The 25948-nt window shown below is 55.2% G+C and carries 20 protein-coding genes; 7 read left to right on the top strand and 13 right to left on the bottom strand.

Going from position 1 to position 25948, the window contains the following annotated elements; all coding sequences use genetic code 11:
• Positions 1-37: 37 nt before the first annotated feature.
• Positions 38-589: a hypothetical protein gene (locus Q4501_RS06915; protein ID WP_303595324.1), complete on the bottom strand. Its 552-nt coding sequence runs from the start codon at positions 587-589 to the stop codon at positions 38-40.
• A complete protein-coding gene (locus tag Q4501_RS06910) occupies positions 586-4089 on the bottom strand; it encodes a 7TM diverse intracellular signaling domain-containing protein (protein WP_303595323.1) in 3504 nt (1167 codons plus the stop codon). The genes Q4501_RS06915 and Q4501_RS06910 overlap by 4 nt, the downstream gene beginning before the upstream one ends.
• Positions 4090-4253: 164 nt before the next feature.
• Here Q4501_RS06910 and Q4501_RS06905 point away from each other — a divergent pair, with 164 nt between their 5' ends.
• On the top strand, positions 4254-5333 hold the full coding sequence (locus Q4501_RS06905; RefSeq protein WP_303595322.1) for a hypothetical protein: 1080 nt from the start codon (positions 4254-4256) through the stop codon (positions 5331-5333).
• Here Q4501_RS06905 and Q4501_RS06900 read toward each other — a convergent pair.
• The gene (locus Q4501_RS06900) at positions 5327-5584 is read right to left on the bottom strand and encodes a hypothetical protein (RefSeq protein WP_303595321.1); all 258 of its coding nucleotides are present in this window, start codon (positions 5582-5584) and stop codon (positions 5327-5329) included. The genes Q4501_RS06905 and Q4501_RS06900 overlap by 7 nt on opposite strands.
• 199 nt (positions 5585-5783) lie before the next feature.
• Here Q4501_RS06900 and Q4501_RS06895 point away from each other — a divergent pair, with 199 nt between their 5' ends.
• Positions 5784-6128: a hypothetical protein gene (locus tag Q4501_RS06895; RefSeq protein ID WP_303595320.1), complete on the top strand. Its 345-nt coding sequence runs from the start codon at positions 5784-5786 to the stop codon at positions 6126-6128.
• Positions 6129-6140: 12 nt separating this feature from the next.
• On the opposite strand, the gene Q4501_RS06890 is transcribed toward Q4501_RS06895, so the two are convergent.
• On the bottom strand, positions 6141-7427 hold the full coding sequence (locus tag Q4501_RS06890) for a serine hydrolase (RefSeq protein ID WP_303595319.1): 1287 nt from the start codon (positions 7425-7427) through the stop codon (positions 6141-6143).
• Between the two features lie 112 nt (positions 7428-7539).
• Between Q4501_RS06890 and ybaK the strand changes: the two genes are divergently transcribed.
• Positions 7540-8010 (top strand): Cys-tRNA(Pro) deacylase, encoded by a 471-nt coding sequence (ybaK, locus tag Q4501_RS06885; RefSeq protein WP_303595318.1) that lies wholly within the window; start codon positions 7540-7542, stop codon positions 8008-8010.
• A gap of 101 nt (positions 8011-8111) precedes the next feature.
• Here the strand turns inward: ybaK and Q4501_RS06880 are convergent, their stop codons facing one another.
• From Q4501_RS06880 to Q4501_RS06840, 9 genes are all read right to left on the bottom strand, one after another.
• On the bottom strand, positions 8112-10355 hold the full coding sequence (locus Q4501_RS06880) for an NADP-dependent isocitrate dehydrogenase (protein WP_303595317.1): 2244 nt from the start codon (positions 10353-10355) through the stop codon (positions 8112-8114).
• 277 nt (positions 10356-10632) lie between these two features.
• Positions 10633-12624, bottom strand: coding sequence for an acetoacetate--CoA ligase (locus tag Q4501_RS06875; protein ID WP_303595316.1), 1992 nt, complete (start codon positions 12622-12624; stop codon positions 10633-10635).
• Between the two features lie 16 nt (positions 12625-12640).
• Positions 12641-13420 (bottom strand): 3-hydroxybutyrate dehydrogenase, encoded by a 780-nt coding sequence (locus tag Q4501_RS06870; protein ID WP_303595315.1) that lies wholly within the window; start codon positions 13418-13420, stop codon positions 12641-12643.
• A gap of 48 nt (positions 13421-13468) precedes the next feature.
• The gene (locus tag Q4501_RS06865) at positions 13469-14839 is read right to left on the bottom strand and encodes a TRAP transporter large permease subunit (protein WP_303595314.1); all 1371 of its coding nucleotides are present in this window, start codon (positions 14837-14839) and stop codon (positions 13469-13471) included.
• Between the two features lie 17 nt (positions 14840-14856).
• Positions 14857-15381: a TRAP transporter small permease subunit gene (locus Q4501_RS06860; RefSeq protein ID WP_368497311.1), complete on the bottom strand. Its 525-nt coding sequence runs from the start codon at positions 15379-15381 to the stop codon at positions 14857-14859.
• 172 nt (positions 15382-15553) lie between these two features.
• Positions 15554-16639, bottom strand: a complete 1086-nt coding sequence (locus tag Q4501_RS06855) for a TRAP transporter substrate-binding protein (protein WP_303595312.1) — start codon at positions 16637-16639, stop codon at positions 15554-15556.
• A 326-nt stretch (positions 16640-16965) separates the two neighbouring features.
• Positions 16966-18378: a sigma-54-dependent Fis family transcriptional regulator gene (locus tag Q4501_RS06850; protein WP_303595503.1), complete on the bottom strand. Its 1413-nt coding sequence runs from the start codon at positions 18376-18378 to the stop codon at positions 16966-16968.
• Between the two features lie 138 nt (positions 18379-18516).
• Positions 18517-20631, bottom strand: coding sequence for a 3-hydroxybutyrate oligomer hydrolase family protein (locus Q4501_RS06845; protein ID WP_303595311.1), 2115 nt, complete (start codon positions 20629-20631; stop codon positions 18517-18519).
• Positions 20632-20958: 327 nt separating this feature from the next.
• The gene (locus tag Q4501_RS06840; RefSeq protein ID WP_303595310.1) at positions 20959-21321 is read right to left on the bottom strand and encodes a DUF6164 family protein; all 363 of its coding nucleotides are present in this window, start codon (positions 21319-21321) and stop codon (positions 20959-20961) included.
• An 87-nt stretch (positions 21322-21408) separates the two neighbouring features.
• Here Q4501_RS06840 and Q4501_RS06835 point away from each other — a divergent pair, with 87 nt between their 5' ends.
• The 4 genes from Q4501_RS06835 to Q4501_RS06820 are packed head-to-tail and all read left to right on the top strand — an operon-like array spanning position 21409 to position 25891.
• Entirely contained in the window at positions 21409-22821 is a 1413-nt protein-coding gene (locus Q4501_RS06835) for a DUF2868 domain-containing protein (RefSeq protein ID WP_303595309.1), read from the top strand.
• A complete protein-coding gene (locus Q4501_RS06830) occupies positions 22818-24248 on the top strand; it encodes a GTPase/DUF3482 domain-containing protein (protein WP_303595308.1) in 1431 nt (476 codons plus the stop codon). The genes Q4501_RS06835 and Q4501_RS06830 overlap by 4 nt, the downstream gene beginning before the upstream one ends.
• Before the next feature lie 50 nt (positions 24249-24298).
• Positions 24299-24694 carry an ectoine synthase gene (locus Q4501_RS06825; RefSeq protein ID WP_014869413.1) on the top strand — a complete coding sequence of 132 codons (396 nt, stop codon included), beginning with the start codon at positions 24299-24301 and terminating at the stop codon, positions 24692-24694.
• Positions 24695-24700: 6 nt separating this feature from the next.
• Positions 24701-25891 carry a CynX/NimT family MFS transporter gene (locus Q4501_RS06820; protein ID WP_303595306.1) on the top strand — a complete coding sequence of 397 codons (1191 nt, stop codon included), beginning with the start codon at positions 24701-24703 and terminating at the stop codon, positions 25889-25891.
• The last annotated feature ends 57 nt before the right edge of the window (positions 25892-25948 follow it).

The raw sequence follows: 25948 nt of genomic DNA, 5'->3' as shown, positions 1-25948 counted from the left end.
AGAGGTATTGCTCACCGGGCTCCTTGCAGAACCGGGATTACCAAGAGTCGGAACCAGTATGCCGAGGCAGGTCCAGCGGTGTAGACCCGACTCTCGAGGCGCGGACAATATCCGGCATAACCCCCTCTGTATTGGCGGGGTATGATTCCTGCTCACCATCACGGGTCAGTATATTGCTGATACTGACCGCCGTTGAATAGAGCGAAATCGCAATGATCAGCAGCACCGGCTGCACAAATGCCACGAAGCCAGGCACTTCAGTGCCCCCTGAAATACTCAGCATCAGGATAATGGCGGGCCCCAGAACGACAAATAGTGTCAGGGCAATAAAGAATACAATACGTTCTTTATAGCGGCCAAGGTCCCGGTTAGTGACCAGCCCAAGCACGAACTTGCCGATTGCAAGACCGGCAAGAATAGCAGCCGCTATGCTCAGATCCGCATTCATCAGGGTTTCGTAAAGCTGACCATCCCAAAGGCGCTGCATGCCGATAACGAGAAACGGGAAAAGCACGAACAGAATATCGGCATAGGTGCCGTACATCATGCTCATGGACTGGTTTTCACGGTGTAACTGGCGCTCACTCATTGAACCCTTCCTTTTTTATTCTGTGTTTGTTCACGCTCTATCATCTCACCCAGTATCGCAAGCTCAGTGCGTACCTGCTCCCATTGTGGGCTCGTACCTTTTACAAGTGCCTCCACAATACCCGCCTGGCGGGTCATTGCCGGATACCCCATAGCGCCCGCAGAGCCTTTAATCTGATGCGTTTCCGTTTCGAGTGTTGCCTGATCACCGCTTGCCAGTGCCAGGCTCATTCGCTGCCAGCGCCCGCCTAGCCCGGACAAGAACCTGGTCGCCAGGCGTGCAATTTCCTCATCGTCATATACAGTCTCCTCGCTCCGGGGGACATACGTCAGAAAACGCTCCAACAGCGTGTGCAAACGCTGTTCATCTAGTGCTTCGTCCAACACCTCGTCGCAACCTGCTTCACGCAATACGTTGATTTCCTGCTGGTCAGCGGCGCCAACGGCAATGACCGGGTATCGAAAACCCGCCTGTCTGAGCAGCTGCGTTGCATCCACACGATTCATTTCGGGCATATATCGACCCAGAAGCACCAGTTGCACAGACTCGGAAAGCGCCTTACGAACAGCTTCCGCACCTGAGGCAACCGCTATCACGTCCGGCCCCATAGGTTTCAGCATCCGCACTACCAGGTGCCGGCGTTCTTCATTGGCCTCCGCCACCAAAACACATCCGTGGTATTGCTGGTCGGGCTCCCCGACACTGCCGGGCTGAACCTTCAGGTAACGGGCCAGAACCTGATAGAAACGCTGCTTGTCGATGGGCTTTGCCAGGTGTTCGTTGCAGCCGGCAAGCCGGTAGTCGGCAATATCCTCTGACATGACATTGGCTGTCAGTGCAATTACTGGCGTATTCACTCCCGCCTCCCGCAACGCAGCGGTGGCATCACGGCCGTTCATGACCGGCATCTGAATGTCCATCAGAATCAAATCAAAAGGCTCTCTGACAGCCACTTCCAAAGCTTCTGCGCCGTTACCCACGTGCACAAGTTCAGCACCAGTGCGCCCTACCAGCAGCGAAACAAGGCGGCGATTTACATCGTTATCTTCCGCACAAAGTATGCGTCCGGAAAGGCGAGGCGCCACAACTACCGGAATACTGCGCCGACGCCGGCTGAGCTCCGACGCGTCCTGCAGGAAATGCACATCATTCAGGGCACCGGTGCGAATCGACAATTCAAACTCACTGCCTTCGCCGTATGTGCTGCTGACCCGGATACTGCCACCCAGCATTTCGGTCAGCCGCCTCGAAATACTCAGGCCAAGCCCTGTACCGCCATACTGCCGGGAAATAGCGGCACTGCCTTGGGCAAAGGGGTCAAACAACCGACCAACCTGCTCCGGCTTCATACCGATTCCCGTATCCACAACCCGAGCAACCAGCAGTTCCTGCTCGCAATCACAACGGATCAAAAGGGAGATCGAGCCTTTTTCTGTAAATTTGAGAGCATTTCCGCACAGATTGATAATAATCTGGCGCAAACGCGTCGGATCCGTCTGGATCTGCTCTGGTAGCGGGAATTCACAGTCTATGTTGAAAGTCAGGCCTTTTTCTCTGGCCCGCGGAGCAAAAAACGCGCGGATTTCATCCAGCAGATCTGGCAGATTCACCGAAACCACATCCAGGTCCAGTTTGTTGGCATCGATTTTGGAGTGATCAAGGATATCGTTTACCAGGTCGAGAAGATGCCGCCCGCTGCGGACAACGGTCTCCGCGCTGCTGCGCTTTTCCTGCTCATCAAGGTCAGGATCCATGAGCGTTTCGCCGTAACCGATTATCGCCGATAGCGGCGTTCGTATCTCATGGCTCATATTGGCAAGGAACTGGCTCTTGGCCTCTGCGGAATTGCGCGCAAGCTCTTTTTCCAGCCGCTCCTGCTCCCGCTCACGCTCGATACGCTGGCGCCGGTGACTTTCCGTAGAATCAACACAGGTTCCTTCCAGGTGCGTGGGCTCGCCATCGGCGTCGTAAGCCGTATGGAGAGAAATAATGGCCCAGCGCTCCTTCCCTTCATTCGTCAGGTATCGAGCCTCCACCCCTTTTACCGTGCCCCGCGCCTCCAGCTGCTCAACCACCAGTTCCCGGAGCTGACTATCGGCAATGCACGCCTCAAGTACATCCGGGTTGTTTTCCAGAAGTTCCTGGCTGTTATCAAACCCCATCAAACGTGCCATAGCCGGGTTGGCCGTAACAAACTGTCGCCCGGGGGACATCTGGAAAACCCCCTCAATGGCGTTATCAAACAATGACTGGTAACGCTGCAGGTTGGATAAAGCCCGCCGGCTCCAGTTCAATGCCTGGCCCTGGACCTGCTTGATCCGGTCAGCCAGAGCAAAGGAAAACAGAATAATCTGTGCAGTGAGGCCAATCTGGGGCGCATAACCAGTGAATGTGTTGAGCGGCAGGTACCCCATAACCGTCAGGGCGTATATACCAAAGCCAATCAGCGCCAGCGTCCAGGCGAAAAAGTAGGAGCGTGCAGCCGGGTTGTAATAGCGCCAGGACAGATAGCTCACCACGATCAGGATAATGCAGAGCAACATTGAACCGATGACAATCCATTCCATGGCAACGTGATAAGGCAGGAACAGTGACAATACAAAGGTAAGAAGTACCGAAGAGATGCACAGCTTTATCACCCGGTCCAGATCCATAGACCGGGCGCGGGTTTCGAGCAATGCCCGAGCCATCAGAAGGCCCCAGAACCAGGTCGTGATGATCTGAAAATGCAGATACTCCTTGCTAAAGATTGCAGGACGGCTATCCAGCAACTGAACGCCGTGTACCTGTTCAGTAGCGATAAACACCGCTGCCGATACCAGGTAGAGCACGTAATAGATATTGCTTCGTTCGCGAACAGATATCGCCACAAACAGGTTATAGGCCAGAATGGCGAGCAGGCTCCCCAGAAGCGCGCCTCGGACCATCTCATCCACGGACACTTTTTCAATGTAGCTGTCCGGGCTCCAGAGACTGACGGGCAAGCGGAACGTGTTGGTATTTATAATGCGCAAGTACACCGAAGTAACACTGCCCGGCTCAAGATGCAGGCGGAACGTGGGGTTGGGCACAGCCAGATCACGCTCTGCCCAGTTGTCTTGATAGCCTGCCGTGCGCTGATCAACCAACTCGCCATCGCGCACCAGATACAGCACCACTTCATCTACCAGTGGCAAAGCCAGTTCCAGAATCCAGTCTGAGCCCGCCTCACCTGTATCCGTACGCAAGTCAAAGCGCGTCCAGTAAGCAGATTCGGTATAGCCGAAATTCAGCACACCGCTTTCATGCCGGGTGAATCGCTCGGGCTCCAGAGCAAGAATATCGGGTAGAAGGTAAAGCTGTCCGGCATCCTCCAGATACGAGATGCAGCCACCAAAATCACGAACGCTCTCCATGCCTTTTTGCAGAAGAATCTGACCATTCCGGCACGGCTCACTGGCGCTCGCAACGGCGGGCGCCAGTGCCGTTACCAGGAGTATCGCGGCAAGCAGCCATTGCACCGCTTGGCCTGAAGCCGATTTGCACCGTTGCTGCAAAATGTGATCTCCGCGAGGGTAGATGCCTGTTTTATGGTTTATTGTCAGCAGTCGGATCGGGGCGGAAAGCCCCGCGGGTATTCACTTTAGTCGTTTACGGACAATTGCGCACCTCAGGGCCTTCTGAAATGAGACATTCCTGCTTTTTCGCTGCCATCTCACTTACACTACTGAACTTGAGCGGTTGCGGACTGGAGGATACCGGTGAATCGGCGTTTAATCCTGCAACCAATGTGGACCTCGCCTTTTCAACATTTGATCTCGAAAATACCGAGCAAGTACCCGACAACCTTGAATACACCCGGTTCCGGGATTTCTACCAGGGCATACAACCCAGCGGTCCCGACGACAGTGCTGACAATCGTGAAACGGCAAACGAGATTCGCGCCCACATTGACAGGTTCATTCAGGCAACCCGTGCCGAAAACAGCAATAGCTATGAAAAAGTGCGCAACCCGCTAGATCTGATCAATCAGGTCATTGCATCCAACCAGGTCACCAACTTCCGGGAAGGCAGGACGTATATCAGCCAACGCATTGCCGCCGGACAGGCCGGCACCTACAACACCCGGGGAAACGGGGCGCTCATCAGATTTACAGATCAGAACGCTGTGTTGAGCGATAAATCGCTCAACGACAAGCTATGGGTTTTCTCGACACTGGACTGGAGATACCTTCCAGTCGGCCCCGAAGGCAGCGATCTGGATGCAAAAGTTTATCGAACCATACAATACGTGAGCCGGAGCGTTGAACCTGAAGCAGCTGAGGCCCAGCCGGAATTGATCAGTCTGCTGGCAGGGAGCCGGTTTGATGCCAACAACTTTGTGACTCTCGGCTACAACAGCCCGGAGTATGCGACTGCGGATTATCTCAGCAGGAACTTCGGCAGTATCGAGCTAAGGCAGGATTTCGTTCAGGACAAAGTCGACACTCTGTTTATCAAGAGTGCAGATAAAACAACACTGGATCTTAACCGATATGACGCCCTCAGCCTGAGCGACTCAAGCCCCGACTGCCTGAGGATCGAGCTGAACTACGCGAATTCAATACTCAGAATATTCTATTCCAATGGGGAACCCACTGTAATTAACACGCCAACCGATGCGGAGCCGGAAAAAACCACCGCTAACCCGGCTCATTGCAGTAACCAGCCAGACAATGATGCAGCTGTCAGCTGGATTGCGACCGGTGCATTCGTGCGTCAATAGACACGGCGTTCATCAAGCCCCCAGTTCTGCAAAAAACCTTTTTTGTGACTGATGATTCGCTCGTAGGCCGAAATCATGACGGCAACATGAGGGGCTTTAGTCAGGCGCAGAATCTCTATACGTCGCTCCAGCCGCTCTACTTCTGTACTGACTTGCTGATGTACGTGGCTTCGGACACTGTCGTGGTGATCGAGCCGGACGTTTCTGGCGGTGGAAGGGTATTCGTACTGGGGGAATCCGGGCTTTTCCATTGTGTCTCTCATCCATTGAGTAACGGCAATTCCTTTACCAGAATGCAGTTTGCACAACTGTCTGACAAAGCGCAACAAAAATGAATGGAGTTTCACTTTTACGACATAATCGCAGCAAGAACCCGAGACGCAGAGAAACCCTTTGAATCCACTGCTATAGTGCCACTTACTGCTTCATTTCCAGCCACCGGGATTGCTTATGAGCCAGACATCCGTTGCCGATACCCTCAGAGAATACCTCTCCCTGCTTGAGTTACTGGACGATGCCTACTGGGAAGCCGCCAGCATCCAGCATAAGGACATGTTGTACGACATCATCAGTATTTTCAGCCAGGAAGTGTCCGAGATAAACAAGCTCAGCATTCAGGACCACCATTACCCTTATGAGGTGATCACGGAAGGCATTCGCCGTGTTGTGCCCAAACTGGAGCGGCTAGATGAGAGCCGCGAGGAAGTCATTCAGCGCACTCAGACACTGACGGACTTTCGCGACATTCTGTCATCCGTACTCGGTATTCTGGAAGCGCAACTCAGAACCTTGTAAATAGTTGCTGCCTCAGGCAGCGATCACCGGGCGCTCGCTTTCCGGGCGAAGCGGGAACTCCCGGGCAATGGTATAGACGAACTTCCCGAGTGCAGGTAGGTGGTGCCCGACGATGGGAATCCCGGTATTAAGAAGACTTACGGAGATATCCCGCGCCGCATCTGCCCAACAGAGCTTGTTAATCAGCCCCACATGGCCGAAGGCATAGCGGCTTTGCTGGCCCCACAAACCAACCGGATTGCCGCCCAGCATCATCCCGGCACTGAAACGCATGGGGATCATCATGGTTCGATCAATCTGTAATGAGCCGAATTGCTGGATTGCGCGCCGAACAGTGATCTCACTGCAAATGCGCTTGCCTTTCCAAATACCGCCGTTAAGCATCATCTGGAAGAAGCGCCCCATTTCCTCCGCTGTTCCGCAAAGATTACCCGCCGGGATCACGGCTTCCTGAAAGCGAGGGTCGTTGGTTACCTGCTCCACGGTCGCAATGTCACCGCCAAGCGCACGGTTGACGATCCAGGACACAGGGAAGCGAGGTGTAGGGCCGGTAGCGTAGTTGGTAGCCAACTCATGAAGGTTCTCCGGCTGAATTCCGTAGGTAAACCATTTCATGTCCATAGGCTGGCGCAGGTGTTTATCGAGATAGTTTTCAATAGAGTCGCCGGTCACCTTTTCCAGCACTCTCTGCAGTACATAGCCACCGGTTATTGCATGGTAGGCAACTTTGGCGCCATTTACCTCAACTGCTCTGGCCTCACAGAGCAGTCGCCAGATCTCGTCCTGATTCCATAGAACATCAATCGGGGTTTCATTCGGAATAGCAGGAATTCCACCCCTGTGTGACAGGATCTGATGCACTGTGATGGTCCGCTTCCCGTTCGTGGCGAACTCCGGACAATAATAGGATACCGGGTCCATCAAGTTAACCAACCCCTGCTCAACCAGCATATGCATCAACAAAGCGGTAACCGCCTTGGACGCCGAGAAGTAGCAGATGGGCGTATCGGTTGTCATCGGTACTTTGGGCACACCAGCAGGATCCTGGGGGCCATTGCCACTCGCATGGCCAATCGCACGATGCAGAATCTGCTCGCCCCTGTGGCGCACAGATAACTGGATACCCGGGTGGACACCGGTGCGGTAGAGAGATTCGACGCTTTTCCAGATAGCATCTACGGTGCGGGTATCAACGCCAACCGATTCCGGTCTTTCGCCGGCGGCATCGCGGTGCGTAACGGTAGATAGATCTTTGGGGACCTTACAACTATGCAGTGCACGACGGGCTATTGGGTTCATCGGGTATGCCTTGGTATTGGTGACTGTTTTTATTCTGTATACGGGTTGGTTAAGTCTGAAGTTATCATAGACTGTTGAGCATGATAAAAACCAATGGTTTCAGGAGCACTCTATGACGCCTGGTATCAATGCGGCCTGTAAAGCCGGCGTTACCCACAACATCCACGAGTACGACCACGATCCCGCCAGCGCGGGTTACGGCAACGAAGCCGCCGAAAAAATGGGCGTTAACCCGACACGGGTATTTAAAACACTGGTTGTCACCGTTGATGGCAAAACCCTCGCCGTCGGCGTGGTACCGGTTACCGCCATGCTGAGTATGAAGTTGATTGCCAGAGCTGCCGGCGGCAAGAAAGCCAGCATGGCCGATCCACAGGAAGTCCAGCGTCGCACCGGCTATGTGCTCGGGGGCGTAAGTCCATTGGGCCAGAAAAACCGTCTGAAAACGTTCATTGATGCCTCCGCTGAGGCCTTTGAAACCATCTACGTCAGTGCTGGTCGCCGCGGCCTGGAGATCGAGCTTTCACCCGGGGACCTGGCCCAATTGACCGGAGGCCGGTTCGCACAGTTACAACAGGAGTAAGGCATCTCCCACGCAATGGGTTTGCGGTTAATCCGCGGCCAAAAAAAACCCGGAAGGCCACAAGGGGCGTTCCGGGTTTTTATTCACAATTGCAACGCGGATTATTTCACCGAAGCACGGGCCTCTTCCATAATCCGGTTAAGAGTTTCACTCGGCTGCATTACCGCCTTCACCTTATCTGCAGGTGCGTGGTAGTAACCACCGATATCCGCAGGATGACCCTGGATAACACTCAACTCTTCCAGAACCTTGTCCTTGTTCTCTTCCAGTTGTGCCGACAGTTTTGTAAAGAACTCTTTCAGCTCCGGGTCACTATCCTGGTTGGCCAGACCTTCTGCCCAGTAGCGCGCCAGATGGAAATGGCTGCCACGGTTATCCAGCTCACCCGTTACCCGTGACGGCGACTGGTTGTTTTCCAGCAGGCGCTCAGTAGCCTTGTCCAGGGTCTGCCCCAGCAGGCGTGCACGCTGATTTTGGTGCTTTTCACCCAGCTCATCCAGGGACACCGCAATGGCCAGGAACTCGCCCAGCGAATCCCAGCGCAGGTGGTTTTCCTGCAACAATTGCTGTACATGCTTGGGTGCAGAGCCGCCAGCACCAGTTTCGTAAAGACCACCACCGTTCAACAGGGGCACGATAGACAGCATTTTGGCACTGGTACCCAGTTCCAGAATCGGGAACAGGTCGGTGAGGTAGTCACGCAGTACGTTACCGGTTACAGAAATGGTATCCAGGCCACGAATCAGGCGCTCCATGGTCCAGCGAATGGCGCGGACCGGTGACATGATGCGGATATCCAGACCGTCAGTGTCGTGATCCTTCAGGTAGGTGTTTACCTTCTTGATCAGCTGCGCGTCGTGGGCACGTTCATCGTCCAGCCAGAATACAGCGGGCATGCCAGTAGCACGGGCGCGATTGACGGCAAGTTTGACCCAGTCGCGGATCGGCAGGTCTTTGGTCTGGCAAGCGCGCCAGATATCGCCTTCCTCAACATTGTGTTCGGTCAGTACGGTGCCATCTTCGGCAATCACCCGCACAATACCGTCTTCCTTGATTTCGAAGGTCTTGTCGTGAGAGCCGTACTCTTCGGCTTTCTGCGCCATCAGGCCTACGTTTGGCACAGTACCCATGGTGGTTGGATCAAAGGCGCCATGAGTCTTACAGAAGTTGATGATTTCCTGATAGATGGTGGCGTAGGTGGACTCAGGCATAACGGCCTTGGTGTCCTTCAACTTGCCATCACGGGCCCACATCTTACCGGAGTTACGAATCATGGCCGGCATGGAAGCATCAACGATCACGTCACTAGGTACGTGCAGGTTGGTAATCCCTTTAACGGAATCAACCATGGCAATTTCAGGGCGATGCTCGTAGGTCTTGTGCAGCGCTTCCTGAATTTCTTCCTGCTTGGATTCCGGCAACTGCTTGATCTTTTCGGTAACAGACGACAGACCATTGTTCGGGTTTACACCGATTTCTTCAAACAGGTCACCATACTGGTCAAACAGTTCCTTGTAGAAGATCTTCACCGCGTGACCAAACACGATCGGGTGAGAGATTTTCATCATGGTGGCTTTCACGTGCAGGGAGAACATCACGCCAGTTTTTTCGCAATCTTCGATGGCCTCCTCGAAGAATTTGCACAGCGCTTTTTTGCTCATGAACATGCCATCAAGCACTTCGCCTTCAAGCAGAGGTAGCTCAGCCTTAAGTACAGTCTGCTTGCCCGCCTTGTTCTCGAAAACAATGCGAACGTTGGTCGCTTTGTCGAGAGTCAGCGATTGCTCGTTGGAGTAAAAATCGCCACCGCGCATGTGCGCCACGTGGGTACGCGAAGCCGGGCTCCACTCACCCATGGTGTGGGGGTATTTACGGGCAAAGGCTTTGACGGCGGCTGGGGCGCGGCGGTCAGAATTGCCTTCACGCAGAACCGGGTTCACGGCGCTGCCAAGTACTTTGGCGTAGCGGGCAGTAATCTCTTTTTCTTCGTCGGTTTCAGGGTTTTCCTTGTATTCCGGAAGCTTGTAACCCTGGTCGATCAGTTCGTTAATAGCGGCGCGTAGCTGCGGAATAGAAGCAGAGATATTCGGCAGCTTGATGATGTTCGCATCCGGGTCTTTGGTGTAGTCGCCCAGTTCCGAAAGGGCATCCGGAACCCGCTGATTTTCTTCAAGGTAATCCGGGAAGGTTGCCAGGATACGGGCCGCCAGGGAAATATCGCTGGTTTCAAATTCAATACCAGCCGGTTTGGCGTAGGTTTCCAGGATCGGAAGAAGGGAACGTGTCGCGAGAGCTGGTGCCTCGTCGGTCAGTGTATAGACAATCTTTGCTTTGGATGATGTCATTTTCGTCCTCAGGATAATAGGTGGGTTCAGGACGGCCATGGCGAGATCTGCAGCCTTGTGAGCGACTGATCGTTGCTATGACTGATTTGGAACTTTTAATAGGCCTACTAAGATACCATTTTTTTGGGATTTCTGGTTACGATCTTAGTATAAGAACGGAGTAAACACCGTTAATCTTCAGTGACAGAGTGATTAAATGGAGGGAATTTACGAAACTTTCGAACATTTTGCTTCGATGTATAGCGGTGGGGCCTCTGCTCCCCACCGCTCACACAAGCTAAGTCTTCGGTAGCAAGTTTACCTCCGCAAGCCGGTCACGAATCTGGTCCAGAGCTTCCGGGTTGCCCAGAGCATCGCGGTTATCTGCCTTACTGGAGCCATTGACCAGGCGGGCAACGGCCAGCTCCACTTTCTTACCGCTACGGGTATAGGGAATGTCAGGCACCTGCACAATGTGCTTTGGAACATGGCGTGGGCTGGCACCTTTACGGATCCGGACCTTGAGCTGATTCAACAGCTCGTCGGTTAGTTGCTGACCTTCCGCAGGCACAACGAACAACACCACTTCTACGTCGCCTTCGATCTGGCGTCCCACCACAAGGCTGTCTTTGATAGCCGCTTCGGTTTCTACCTGGCGATAAATTTCTGCCGTGCCGATGCGCACCCCGCCGGGGTTGAGTGTGGCATCGGAGCGCCCGTAAATAATTGCGCCGCCGTGCTCGGTAAACTCAATGAAATCTCCATGCGCCCACACGCCCGGAAAGCTCTTGAAATAGGCAGAGCGATAGCGTTCACCGTCGGCGTCATCCCAGAAAGCGACGGGCATGGAGGGCAAAGGTTGGCGGCACACGAGTTCGCCCCGACCCTGCTTCACCGGCTTGCCATCGTCACCATAAGCAACAGCATCAACGCCCAGAAGGCTGCACTGTATCTCGCCCCGGCGCACCGGCAACATGGGTGTGGAACCAACAAAACAGCCGCAGATATCTGTACCACCAGCAATGGAACCAAGCAGTGCTTCAGGGGCTCCATGGCTGTACATCCAGTCATAGTCTTCCGGAAGCAAGGGCGAGCCGGTTGAAAATACGACCCTCAGGCTGCTGAGGTCAAGCGTATGCGCCGGGGACATTTCGGCTTTTCGGCAGCCAGCAATAAACCGGGCGCTGGTGCCGAAGTGGGTGACGTGTTCGGCGGCGACGGTGTCCCACAGAAAGCTGAGACTGGGGTAGCCAGGTGAGCCGTCTACCGTGATCACGGCGGCTCCGGTTAACAAAGCTGACGCCTGCCAGTTCCACATCATCCAACCGCAGGTGGTGAAGTAGAGGAATCGATCTCCGGGACCTATGTCACCGTGCAAGATCAGTTCCTTGGCATGATTCACCAGTAAACCAGCAGTCCCGTGGACAATGCACTTGGGCTTGCCGGTTGTGCCGGACGAATACAGGATATAAACAGGGTGATCCGGATCGACAGGGGTGTACGAGGGTGCCTGGCCCGCGCCGGAAGCAAGCGCTGCGTCCCAGGTGGTAACGAGTTCGCCCGGAATAGCGGCTTCACCCGGAAGCTGCTCAACACTGATAACACACTTGAGCGACTGCAGACCTGCCACCAGTTCAGCAAAATCCTGCTGTCGGGCGAATGTCTTGCCGCCATAGCCATAGCCGTTTACCACGATCAGTGCAGAGGGCTCAATCTGGCCAAACCGGTCAAGAATCGCATTGATACCGAAGTCCGGCGAGGCGGAGCTCCAGATGGCGCCAAGGCTGGTAGCCGCCAGCATGCCTACGATGGCCTCATAGCCATTGGTGACAACACCGGCTACCCGGTCGCCTTTTTCGATGCCCTTACTGCGTAAAAACGCCTCCAGTGCGCCAACGTCGGCTTTCAGTTCACCGTAGGTGCGACGCAGAACAGGGCGCGTCTCACAATAAGCCACGATCGCTTCCTGGTTAGCATGATCACCTTCAGCCAGTCGCAGCAGGTTGGCCGCAAAGTTCAGTTTCATGCCCGGGAACCACTCGGCACCCGGCATGTCCCGCTTGCCCAGCACCTTGGTGGCCGGCGTTTCGCAGATCAGCCCGCAATAATCCCAGACTTTGGTCCAGAAGGTTTCCAGATCATCAACGGACCAGCGGTGCAGCGCGTGATAATCGGCAAAGGGACCATATCCCTGATCTTCCAGCCAAGCTTTGAACCTGCCCATCCGGGCATTGTCCAGCGTGTCCTCCGAGGGAGTCCAGACTACGGGTGATAGTTCAGTAAAGCTCATCCGTCGCTCCTGTTGCTTACTGCATGTGCCAGCCGTGGCTGACAACAATCGATTGGCCTGTAAGGGCAGCCGAGGGGAAGGCAGCAAGGTGCACCGCCATTTCGGAAACATCTTCCAGTGTCGTGAACTTGCCGTCCACTGTGTTCTTCAGCATAACCTTGCTGATCACGTCTTCTTCGGAAAGACCCAGTTCTCTTGCCTGTTCCGGAATCTGCTTGTCTACCAGCGGTGTTCTGACAAAGCCCGGACATATAATATTGCTGCGCACGCTATGTTCTGCACCTTCTTTGGCGACCGCCCGGCATAAACCCAGCATACCGTGTTTCGCAGCCACGTAAGGCGCTTTCAGTGGCGAAGCCTCCAGTGAATGCACAGAACCCATATATAGCATAGTCCCGCCGCCGCCCGCGTACATCTGTTTGAGGGCAGCCCGGGTTACCAGAAAAGCGCCATCAAGATGTACATTCATCACACGGCGCCAGTCTGCATACGCAAGCTTGTGAACCGGATCAATATGCTGAATACCGGCATTGGCCACAGCGATGTCCAGGCCACCCCAGGCATTCACAATTGCAGACACGCCCTCTTCAACGGCCAATTCATCGGTCACATCCATGGCTAGCGCCATCGCCGTACCACCCGCTTTTTCGATGGCATCAACAGCTTCTTGCGCACTTTCCAGCGTGAGATCTGCGACCGCCACTCGGGCACCTTCACGGCCATAATGTTCGGCGATTGCCCGGCCGATGCCACGCCCCGCACCGGTAATCAGTGCAACTCGATTTTCGAGACGCATAGTGTTTGTCTCCCAGTTGTTATTAAAAAATCTGCGGAAAGCCGCCCGTCACGAACCGCCATAAACTTCATTTGGCAGCCAGGTTGCCAGCGGGGCAAACCAGAACACCAGAGCCAGGGCCAGCAACTGCAAGGCAATGAACGGCAACACACCCAGATAGATATGCCGGGTGGTAATACCCGGCGGGCATACACCTTTGATGTAGAAAAGTGAAAAACCGACCGGTGGTGTCAGGAAAGACGTCTGTAGGCACATGGCAAACATGATGGCGAACCACACCGGCTCCACACCCAGCTTGAACAGCACAGGTGCCACCAAAGGCAATACAATAAGCGTGATCTCTACCCAGTCCAGGAAGAATCCGAGCAGAAAGGTAATGAACAGAACGGTCAGCAGCACACCCGTGGTACCGAACGGCAAACCAGTGATCGCGCCTTCAATAACCTCATCACCACCAAGCCCGCGCAGCACCGAAGCAAAAACCGTAGCACCAATAAAGATGCCGAAGATAAATGCGGAGGTACGGCTGGTCTGGTAGAGCGACTCTTTCAGGGTTTCCATATCCAGTCGCTTGCTGACAAATGCCATGATCAAAGCACCGCCAGCGCCAACGGCAGAGGCTTCCGTGGTTGTGGCGATACCGAAAAAGATCGAACCAAGTACAGAAATGATCAACGCCATCGGTGGCAACACCGCCAGAATAACGCCCAGCCAGGCGCGGGCGTCAAGGCGCTCACGGTTTTGCGGTGCGGGCGCCAGATCTTTCTTTATGTATGAGGCGATGATGATGTAAAGAATGTAGAGCATCGCGAGCATGACACCGGGGATCAGCGCACCCATGAACAACTTGCCCACGGAGGCGTCCGGGGTACCAAGCCGGTCAGCCATCAACACCAGCATGATGCTTGGCGGTACCAGAATCCCCAAAGTTCCGACGGAGCAGGCTGTTCCCACCGCCAGTGACTTGTTGTAGTTGGCCTGCATCATGGGCCCCAGGGACAGCATGCCCAGCAATACAACAGACGCTCCAACAATACCGGTGGAAGCTGCAAGCAACACGCCTACAAGCACTACGGTAATCGCATAACCACCGCGCAACCCGCCTAGTACCCGCACCAGGCTGTGCATCAGTTTTTCGGCGATTCCGGAACGGTCGAGCATGATACCCATGAAAATAAACATGGGTAGCGCTACCATCAGCTCATTGGCAACAATGCCGTATATCCTGGCGTCCAGAACGCCAATAGTGCCCTGCCAGGTAAACCACAGGGGAGAATCCAGATACTCGACCATAACGTGGCCGATAATACCGAATACAAGACCAATACCCGCCAGTGACCAGGCAACCGGGAAGCCCAGCAGCAAGAGCACCATAAAGCTGGCGAACATGGCGATAACAAGAATCGCTTCTACACCCATGACGATAGCCTCGCGGTTCAGGGATTTGGATGGCCGACAGAGCGCCGGTCATCGTAGGGAGGCACAATGGCCCTGGGAAAACGGAACAAAAAGGTGGTGCATCGCGAGGCACGGGACACCAGGGCAATCATCACAAACGCCAGACCGAGTGGAAGCATACTTTTGAAAATAAACCGGTAAGGCAGACCACTGGGCGCTTGAGAGTGTTCCATGTAAGTCCAGGCCGTCCAGGCGTATGGCACCATTGAGTTGATCATCAATGCGATAATCGGCAGCGCCAGTAGCAAAATCCCCAGCAGTTCAATAATGGCTTGAGTTTTTGGGCTGAATTTTTCTCTCAACACATCAACACGTACATGGTCATCACGTACTACCGCGTACCCCAGCGTCAGTAGGGTCGCCGTTCCAAACAGGTGCCAGGATAATTCTTCAAGAGCGATGGAGCCTTGAGACATCACATAGCGCGAGAAAACGTTGATCAGAATAACAACCAACACTCCGATCCATAACCAGGAGGCAAGGCGGCCAACGGCAACGACCATTCGGTCAAGCTGCCAGGACAACGCATTGGTCGGTAGCGTATCAGTGTCGGATGCCGGGGCCTGATTATCCCCGGAGACATTGGTATCAGTCACAAAAACCTCGGATTATCCGGATGCAGGGCAGGAGGCGGGTAACGATTATCCGTTACCCGCAGTGAACATCATCCGTTGATCAGTCGTACTGGTAGAAATCCCGCGGCAAGTAGCCATTGGAGTGCCAGATGGAGTGGTGTTCCATGAAGTCGCGCTGGCTGGTCAGCACGCGATTGAACATTTCGTCCTCTGCAGCGATCTCGTCCAATACCTCGTTGGTGATTTTCTGCAGTTCGCGCAACACAGGCTCGGGGAGAGTCTGGGCGTTTACGCCTTCATTTTCGTAGTCACGAAGCGCTGTTGGCTGTGCCCACTCGCTCTCTGCAAAGCCCTTGAGCGTGGCAGATTCGCAGCCCATCTCAATGAGTGCGCGGCTCTGAGGCTCAAGTCCATCCCACACATCCTTGTTAACCAGCAGGTGTGACGTGGTCAGAGTCTGGTGCCAGCCAGGCATGATGTAGTTCTTGATGATCTGGTCCAGGCCCAGCATTTTGTCGATGGCAGGCTGCGAGAACTCGGTTGCATCAATAGTCTTACGCTCCAGCGCCTGATAAATCTCGCCACCGGGCACCATGGTTACCGAGGCACCAAGCTTTTCCAGTACCTTGCCGCCAATTCCCGCAAAACGGATCTTCAGGCCGTCGAAGTCTTCTACACCTTCAATCGGCTCTGCGAACCAGCCAGCACCTTCAGGCCCAATGATGCTGCACAGCATGGGGTGAATGTTACGCTTGGCGTAGATCTCTTCCAGCAGAGCACGGCCATCGCCCTGATAATACCAGGCCAGATAAGCTGGCGGCTCCATATTGAACGGGGCGCCTGAATACAGCGGCAGAGCCGGAATAGTGCCCTGATCGTAGCCTACCCAGGTATAACCCGCCGGGTATTTGCCACTACCAACAGCATCCATAATTTCAAACGGAGGTACCAGTTCATTGGGCTCGTAATAGCGCAACTGAACATCGCCACCTGAAATTGTTTTGAGATTCTCAGTCAAATGTTTAACCGGCGTTGTCAGGCCCACAAGGTGAGAAGGAAACGCCAGGGGCACCTGCCAACGGATTTTTTCAGCTGCCAAAGCATCGCTGCTGATCATGGCACCTGTCATAAGGGTTGCGGCAGTAATGCCCAGAGTCAAACCGGAAAGCTTTTGCTTGATAGACATGAAGATGATCCTTCTTGTTGTTGTATATGGCCCGGAGCTCTTTGGCCCGGTAGGCCTGGTCTGAAATCCAGCCAGAAAACACAGAAAACGCAACCGACAGTTATAAACCGGGGGTCCTACGTTTAGCGTCAGGATTATTTTCTGTGTTGTTCTGACGTCCTGCGCACTAGAATTAGCAGAGACTATGCCAATGCCAATTTTTACTTTTATATCAATAAGTTGAAAAAACAAAGGAAACGGTAGGTCACCGAAGTGTCCGAGGTGCCGGACAATATAATGCTATAGTCGTAAGTACTTGTACAGATATCAGGACACCTGTCCTGATATCAGGACATCTTGGCCAGTTTCTCGTACAGCACCGAGCGAGAAATACCCAATAGCCGGGCGGCTTTGGTTCGATTACCTCTGGTAGCAACCAGCGCTTCTTCCACCGCCTGCGCCTCTGCCTCTGCCAATATTTCCGACAAGGGCCTGACGGGCCGCGATGCCGTTTTCGGAAGCGGGCGCGCGCCAAAGCGTGGCAGTACTTTGAACATGGCGTCGGCATCCAGCACGCCACCTTCCTCACTCATGGTCAGAGCTCTCTCCAACACATTGCGCAACTCGCGGATATTCCCCGGCCAGTCGTAGCTTGCGAGCGCCGCGACACCTGCATCCGATATCTCTGCACGCATATCCAGACCCTCACTGATCTCCCAGAGCAGGGTCTCGCACAGCAGGCCGAGGTCAGCAAGCCGGTCTCTCAAAGGCGGTATGGGGATTTCCAGCACATTGAGCCGGTAATACAGATCTGAGCGGAAGCTGCCATCGGCAATCATAGCCTCGAGGTTACGACTGGTTGCCGCAATGACCCGGACATCGACCGATGCAACCTTGTTGGAACCCAGAGGCTCGACCTCCCCCTCCTGGAGAGCCCGCAACAGTTTGGCCTGCAGCGGCAAAGGCATATCGCCGACTTCATCGAGGAACAGAGTTCCGCCGTTGGCAAGCTGGAACTTTCCTTCCCGTAACTTCCGGTCTGCACCTGTGTAGGCACCTGGCGCCACACCGAAAAACTCGGCCTCCAGCAAGTTATCTGGAATGGCGGCCACATTCACACCCACGAACGGTTTTTCCGCGCGGCTCGAAACAGTATGGATCGCTTGTGCCAGCACTTCCTTTCCCGTCCCAGTCTCTCCCAGCAACAGTACCGCCATCTCACGACCGGCAGCCAGGCGTGCACGACGCTTGACCTCAAGAGCTCCCGGGCTGGCACCAACAAAATCGCCGAGGCTGTATCGTGTGCTCCTCGCTTTTTTTGCCAGCGCCTTGCGCGCAGCAGCAAGATCCTGATGCAAACGACGGTACTTGCTCACCAAGGGAGTAAGTGGTTGCAGATCATCATAGAGCACGAATGCCACCGCACCCTCAATTTCACCGGTTTCGTCATAGAAGGGTAATCGGGTAACCACCAACTGCTGTTGCTGATGCTCCATGATATCGAGTAGAAGTGGTTTGCCGGTCTCCACAACCTCGGGCATACGGGTTTCCGGAATAACCTGGCGCACCGGCCGGCCAATAGCGCTGGCCTGGCTTTTCAGGCCCAACAACTGCGAATAGCTGCTGTTCATCCAGGTAATGCGCGCCTCGCGATCAACCGCAATGGCACCGGCACTGGCTTCCTCGAACATCGGGAAGAGTGCTTCGATAAGGTCTCGGGTCAACCCGCTTTTATTTTTCTCACCGAACAACTGTGTCATGTAACGCGTACCGCCGGGGTCAATATCAATCATTATGAAGGCCCTGACACCCGGCAATGCCGGGTGTTCCGTCGGAAGTATATGGCCCCCTCCGTAAAGTGAGCAAATGAGAGGGGGAATGCGATGCTTGGATAGCCATCAATCGGGGATGCGCAACTCGTCACTTTCCAGGCTGATCAGATCGCCTGCTGGCGGGTTCATTGCAATCTCGGGCAGGTTTACCTCGGCCAGATCTGAAGCAGGGTTTCCCCTTGGCACGGCGCGGACCACCTGGCTTGGCGGCAGCGGCGTGTCGGCAGTCAGGCGCTTCCACACCAGATCCAGAGCCTGGAAATAGTAGTGATGCAGAGGGATATAACGCTCAGTAATACCCGCCAGACCGTTTAACGCGTCCAGGTGATGGGCGTTGAGTACTTCGTAATAACGAAGCTCGCTGTTATCACCTTCCACCCGCTGGTTAAGCCCGTAATAGGGCCGGGAAGCGTGATTGATCGGCAGAATTGCATCCGCACGGCCAGTCACAAACACCGCCGGCTTACCCTGCAGGTCGCCGGTGGCACGGATTTCGTCGATACCCTCGGCAATCGCTGCGGCGAGAGCTGCATCATCACCTGACAACGGATTGCCAGTGACGGCATCATGGCCCAACGCGAGGCTGTGCAAGCACAACAAGGCATCGAGACCATAGTCGGCTGTACTGCTACTGGGCGAAACGCTGGCAGGCATGGCCGTAGGCTGGCCTTCAGCATTGTCATAAACCATAACAACACCGGCGGTCGGCGGAATGCCGTTACTTATTGAAAATGCAGCGGCTTCGGCGGCGGCCGCAAACGGCGTGACTGCGCCCGCACCATCCACCGCAGCCATACTGAGGCCACAGACACGGTCTTCGACGCCAGCGCGACCATAAGCATTGGCGTAAGTCATGGAGATACTCTGGGCAACATTGGAAGCGAAGTGCACAGGCGCCAACAGATTCTGCTCGGGCTGAATGCCGAAGTCCTCGTTCAGAATACGCTGTGCCTCGGTAGCGTAATCGTCCAGAGTTGCGCTGGCTGCACCGTTGAGCAGGCCTTTATTTGCCAGGGAGTTACAGATATTCTCGCGCACCGCCGGTGTGTTGAGGAAGTTCAGTGGTGCGTCATCGCGAATCGCTGGCGCTTGGTTCGCACAGCCCTGATAAACCGCCAGCGCTGTGGTGTATTCAAACAGGCTTCTGCTGTGATCCACTATTGCGGCAGAGCTTCCCTGGTTGATAGTAAAGCTGGCATCCACAACCGGGTTTAAATTCGGCTCCGAGACCGCAACGCCATCAATCAATCCCTGAGTGTCCTGTTCGGCCGCACGAACCGATGAGCCACCACCATTGGAAACACTGGAAGCGATGACCAGCGTATTTGCGGGCGTAATCGCATTGGCTTCGTCGTCGGTGCCAAACTGCTCGTTGAGCGCCCAGAACCCAAACTCGATAGACTGCAGAACATGGCGTCCCCAGTCAGCTTCCGGGTTAACTTTCGAGTGGGCGTGTTTCCAAGCAAGCCGGTCCGGCCAGTCAGCAGTAAAATCACTGCGCTCTGTATCGCTGAGGTCAGCCCGGAACTGCACGTCTTCGTCTGCGCCGGTCAGCGTGCCGTCGATACGTTGGGTAGTGTTGGTTTCCAGGTTGTGCGCACCCGTCCCGCTACCTTTGTCGGTATAGACCACGGCACAGCCCTTTTTCAGTCCCCATTCTCCGGCCGTTCCTATAGCACCATAAATTCCCCGGGATCCGGAGGAGGGCGCGGTGATCATGCAGGGGCTTTGCGTATCGAAGCTATCCGGTATCTGGGCCATAACCGTAACGGGGACATCACTGCCCGGGACCGTCATGAAGGCAATATACTCCTGCCCGGGTACCAGCCCTTCGGTGCTATTGCCCACGCCGGGGCCAAAGAAAACCCCATAGCCGCCACCCGGCGACGTATCCACTAACGCCCGATAATTATTGTAGATCGCAAGCTGGCGCAGCTCGCCAGGAGTGGGATTGAGAGGGTCGGCGAAGGCCGGTGGAGTGGCGCTGCCCAGGCCTGTAGCGCCCAGACCGGCAGTGAGCAGGTCATCCGTAATACCATCATAAGCGGTGCGCTGGATATCACCCTGGATAAACCCGGGTACCTGATTTACCTCTGGCGTTTTGTCGTTATCGCTGTCGTTGCAGGCACTCAAACCAAAGCCTGTAGCGCCGATCAGCGTACAGATCATGAGACGTTTCATGGTCGTTCCTTATTTGTTGTTGTTAAGAACGGGTCGGGACCACGACCCGAAAGGAACCCTATGCGCCTCCTGTGCCATAATTCTATCTTTATGTTTTTACTGATTATTTTAATGAATTCTTTAGACTGAACTGCGTATTCGTCCAGATTTCCGGACAAGTTCACGGGGCCAGGCGTTCGAATTTGCATCGAAACCGCCCGCTACGGGGCCACTAACGGGAATTGTCCTGAAAACCGGACACCGTCGTGATTGTCGGACAGCCAATTAAAGCAAGCGGGTTTCTGGAGTGACACAGCGCCACGCGCTGACATCATAACGAGCAGAAAATTATCCTATCCGGATAAAAGGCAACAGGCTCAGGCCGGTAATCGCCAGTATGGCCAGGCAGGCTGCCAGGGTGCGTACCGGTTTATTCCGGAACATATGCCAGATTCCACCAGATTCCCCACTTGAACGCCGCACCTCGTAAGCCTCACGCTGGCTTTCCATGCGCTTGCGCTGATAATCCTGCAACAAGACTCTGGCTCTGTTTGCTTCCTCGTTATCATGCACCCAGAAACCACCCATGCTGATACCCCAGCGACTTGGCGGCGTCTCATAGAAACGTACCTCGTGAGCATCAAACAAGGCCCGTATTTCTTCGGCTTCGTCATCAGGCACATGGCGCAGATTCATCAGGTGGTGGGGCATGAGGGCTCGTTGTCTGGTATCGGACAGGGTAATACCGATATCCTACCATCAAAGACCAACAGACCGAATTCACAACCGGAAGCGTTCATGACAGATCACCCCCTCCACCTGCTGCTGGATTTTGATGCCTGCGCCCAGAGAGATAACGGCCAGGCCCCGGCATTTTTACACCGGAGGGACCGTAAATTTGCACTGACCTGCGAACAACAAGATGTCACGCCGGACCCTGAACGCTGGTTAGCCCACATGAACCGCCTTAGCGGCCCGGGCGCAGGAATATCGTCCGCTGAGCAGACTTTGCGCTTTTGGCGCCGGATCAACAGCGGTTTTATGCTAGCGGGTACAATGTTCGGGTTACTGACCATGCTTGGCCTGCTGTTCTATGACGGCGGACAGCGCATCAACATTACCATTTTCCTTGCCTTTGTAGCCTTCCAGTTGTTACTTGCACTGCTCACCACTGTGCAATCTCTGGTTGGCTGGCAACCATGGCGCGGTTTGCTCCGACGCTTCCGGAAGAGGCCGGAACCAGCAATCGCCATACGACTCCAACCGACTCTGATGGCAAGGGCCGCACAACTGGGCGGGCTGTGTTTTACCGTGGCAGGCCTGGTGACCTTACTTGCCATGGTGGTGCTTCAGGATCTTGCCTTTGGCTGGAGTACGACTCTCGAGACCGACGCAAGCAGCTATCACCGCATGGTGTCTGCAGTCGCAGCACCCTGGGCCTGGCTATGGCCGGCCGCCGCTCCCGACCTTGCACTCGTGGAAGCCACTCGTTTTTTTCGCGCCACTGCGGCGAACAGCGGCATCAACCCGGTACGCTGGGGCCAGTGGTGGCCGTTCATCGCCATGGTCTGGACAACCTGGGCGCTGCTGCCCCGGCTCGTTCTGTTCTTGCTGGCAAACATGCTGATCCGGCGTAAAGCCCGGCAGGTTCTGGCCAGCCACCCGGCGTTACGTGCATTGATGTATCGTATGGAAACACCGACGCTTGATACCGGAAACGAACATAATGATGCTTCGGACCTGCCGGACACCGAAACCCGTCTGAGCCTGCAACCCTTACCGGATTCCGATATTGTTTTGTGCTGGGCGGGCGCCGGTGAACCGGAGCTCCCGGATACCTTGACCACAGGCAAAAGCCTGATTGCCAGAGCAGGCGGTAGAATGACCCTGGAAGAAGACCGGCAGTCACTGAAGCAAATTGCCAGCCATCTGGCACAGGGGCCACGCCTGCCCGTTCTTTTGATTACCCGCAGTTGGGAGCCGCCAACGGGCGAGCTGGATGATTTTCTTGCCAGCGCCAGAGATCTTTGGCCAAAGGGCTCCAGGGTTACCCTGGTGCCGCTGGCTCCCCGCATGGAGCAGGAACCAGATCCGCATCAGACTCAGCAATGGCTGAGATTTTCCGAACGCGCAGGGCCGGAATTTATAACGGTCAGCCTTATGCCGGCTTCCGGAATCGTTCCCGATACGGAAGGGGGAATTATTGAATGACGAGCACACCCATCTTTGCTGTCGTGGGTCATCCGAACAAGGGCAAATCCAGTGTCGTGGCAACGCTCTCGCAGAACGATGCCATCGCCATTGCATTGGAGCCAGGCACGACCCGCACGCGACAGTCATACCCCCTCAGCGTGGACGGAAAGATCCTCTACACACTGGTAGACACTCCCGGATTTCAGCGGCCCAGGCGGGTTCTGGAATGGCTGGAAGCCCATAGCGTATCGGCATCTGATCACAGCGAAACCGTGCGTGCGTTTGTTCTGCAACATCAGGGCGACGGCCGTTTTACTGACGAGTGCGAACTGCTGACCCCGTTAATTGAAGGGGCCGGTATTATTTATGTAGTGGACGGCTCCGCGCCTTACAGTGCCCAGCATGAAGCCGAGATGACGATTTTACGCTGGACGGGGCAGCCCAGCCTCGCCCTGATCAACAGCATCGGATCCGACGATTACAGCGACACCTGGCAGTCCGCACTGGGGCAGTTTTTTCAGGTTGTACGCAAATTCGATGCCGTTCGCGCCCCTTTCGAGCAACATCTCAGCCTTTTGCGTGCCTTTGGCCAACTTGAGCCGGGCTGGGAGAAATCTCTGGATCAAGCAACACATCATTTGTTGGCCCAGCGTGAGCAACGCCGACGCCTGGCGGCTGGCATCATTGCGAAAGCCTTGAAGGATATGATGTCATTCCAGGAAAAGCGCACACTAACGCTGGACCAGGTCGCCGGTACCAGTGACAGCACCCTTGCGGACCAGCTCCGGCAACGCTGGTATCAGCATCAGCGCCAGCGGGAACAATCCCTGCGGATCGAAATCGAACACCTGTATCAACATCAAACCATCCGCCGACAGGAAGCCGAGCTGGAATGGCACAGCGACCATGACCTGTTCTCGGAAGATAGTCGCGAACACTGGGCCGTCAGCAAGCGCTATCTCGCCACCGCTGGCTTCGGGGCGGGCGCAGTCAGCGGTGCCGGCCTGGACGCAATCACCCTGGGTTCCTCACTTGGAGCCGGCGCTCTGGTAGGGGGCCTGCTAGGCGCTGCCGGAAGTTATTTTTACGGAGGGAAGCTAACGCTCCCGGTCCTGAATATCGGCCTGCTCCAGAACGGCCTGAAAACAGCCACGTTCGGGCCAGTGCAAGACAGCCAGTTCGGCTATGTCGTGCTGGGGAGGGCTGTCGACCACTGGTGGCATATAAGCCATCGCAACCACGCCGGCAGAGAGTTACTCGACCTCGAACCAGCAGATCATCACTGGCTCGAGCGCCTTGACAAAAAGAGCCGCCAGACCATTCAGCGAACCCTTGATAAGTGTCGCAAACAGCAACTTCTGGACGAAGGTCAAAAGCAGAAATTTCAGGCTGCCATAGAACAATGCATGGAGGTTTACGACAACTGGCGGTTGAACCGGACCTGAAAGGAATGTTTATACTGTAAGGCTATTCCAGCAAAAAACGAGGAATGCTCATGAAGATTGTACGGGTTAAAGACATCATTGGTACCGAGCGCGAAGTGCATGGGCCAGGCTGGACCAGCCGCCGCATGCTGCTAAAGAAAGACGGCATGGGCTTCTCGTTCCACGAGACAATCATCCCGGCAGGTGCAGAGCTGAACCTCTGGTACAAGCATCACCTGGAAGCGGTTTATTGCGTAGCTGGCAACGGCACGATCACCGACAAAGCCACTGGCGAGACCCACGAAATTTCCGACGGCACGCTGTATGCTCTCGACAAACATGATCAGCATACCCTCCGCGGTGGTACCGAAGACATGCGTCTGATCTGCTCGTTCAACCCGCCTGTTACCGGGCAGGAAGTACACGACGAAGACGGTGCGTATCTGCCGGATACCAGCGAAGACTGATCATTCTTGTCTATTGCTGAACACCCCGCAGCACCAGTAACGCCATCGCCAGCAAGCCTGCTGCCGGTGGCGGTTTTACTTTGGCTCGCCGGGGTTTACTTGCGCATCCCGATACTGATTGCGCCACCGCTGGCGCCGTTTATCGGTGATGAACTGGCACTCTCCCAGACCCTCACCGGCGCGCTGACCACGCTGCCCATCCTGATGCTTGCCGTAGGCGCCATGCCCGGCTCCCTGTCGATATCACGCATAGGTCCCCGGAATACACTCGCCCTTGCGATATTAGTCATGGTCATCGGCTCCGCCGGCCGCGGCCTGGCGCCAGACACCACCACATTACTGCTCACCAGCGCCGTTATGGGCATTGGCATTGCCATGATGCAGCCCGCATTACCTGCACTGCTGCCACGATGGCTGGAGCCAAAACACCTGGCGCTCGGGTCTGCCATCTACATGAACGGCATGCTGATGGGCGAATTCATCGGCGCCGGCATCACCCTGCCTGTAATCATGCCGTTGCTGGAAAACAGCTGGCGCGCCACCATGCTGGCCTGGTCATTACCCGCATTGTTGGTCGCCGCAGCATTGTTCCTGCCCAAGCGTGACCTGGCGCGGCCCATCCGAAAAGTTGCCTGGCTACCGGATTGGAAAAACCCGCTTACTCTGAAACTTGGCCTGCTACTTGGCGTATCCGGCTCCCTGTTCTTCGGCGTAAATTCCTATATGGGCGCGTTACTGGAGCAAAGAGGCGAGTTTGATAACCTTACCAAAGCCCTGTTCTGGTACAACTTTGCTCAGGTGATTGCGTCACTGTTGATGCTGAAAATGGCCCGCTATTGGGTAGGCAGAAAGGCACCACTAATCACCGTGCTGATGCTCAGCCTGCTGGGCACGATAGGAATGCTGTTATTTACCGGATGGTGGGCAATTGCCAGCGCGACAGTCATGAGTCTCACCGCTGGCATAATGCTGATCATGTTGGTGGCATTGCCGCCGCTACTGGTGCCAGCCAACGAAACCGGTCGGCTATCCGCCGGCAACTTTCTGGTGGGCTATACTCTGGCGTTCACCGTGCCCATGCTGGGGGGTCTGGTATCAGACTGGACTGGCGACGTAACACACGCCATAGCGGTAATGATTGCCTACGGCGTACTTGCCTTTCCTATAGCGGTCAAACTTAACCTTCAACGTCAATAAAGCCCTGCCTAAGATCGATGGTGCAGGGCTGGGGTGCGGGGGTGTCTTTTCTTCTGG

The sequence above is a fragment of the Marinobacter sp. 2_MG-2023 genome, assembly GCF_030546935.1.
GTDB lineage: Bacteria > Pseudomonadota > Gammaproteobacteria > Pseudomonadales > Oleiphilaceae > Marinobacter.
The sequence above is the reverse complement of the archived record's forward strand: the minus strand, read 5'-3'. Positions and strand labels throughout refer to the sequence as shown.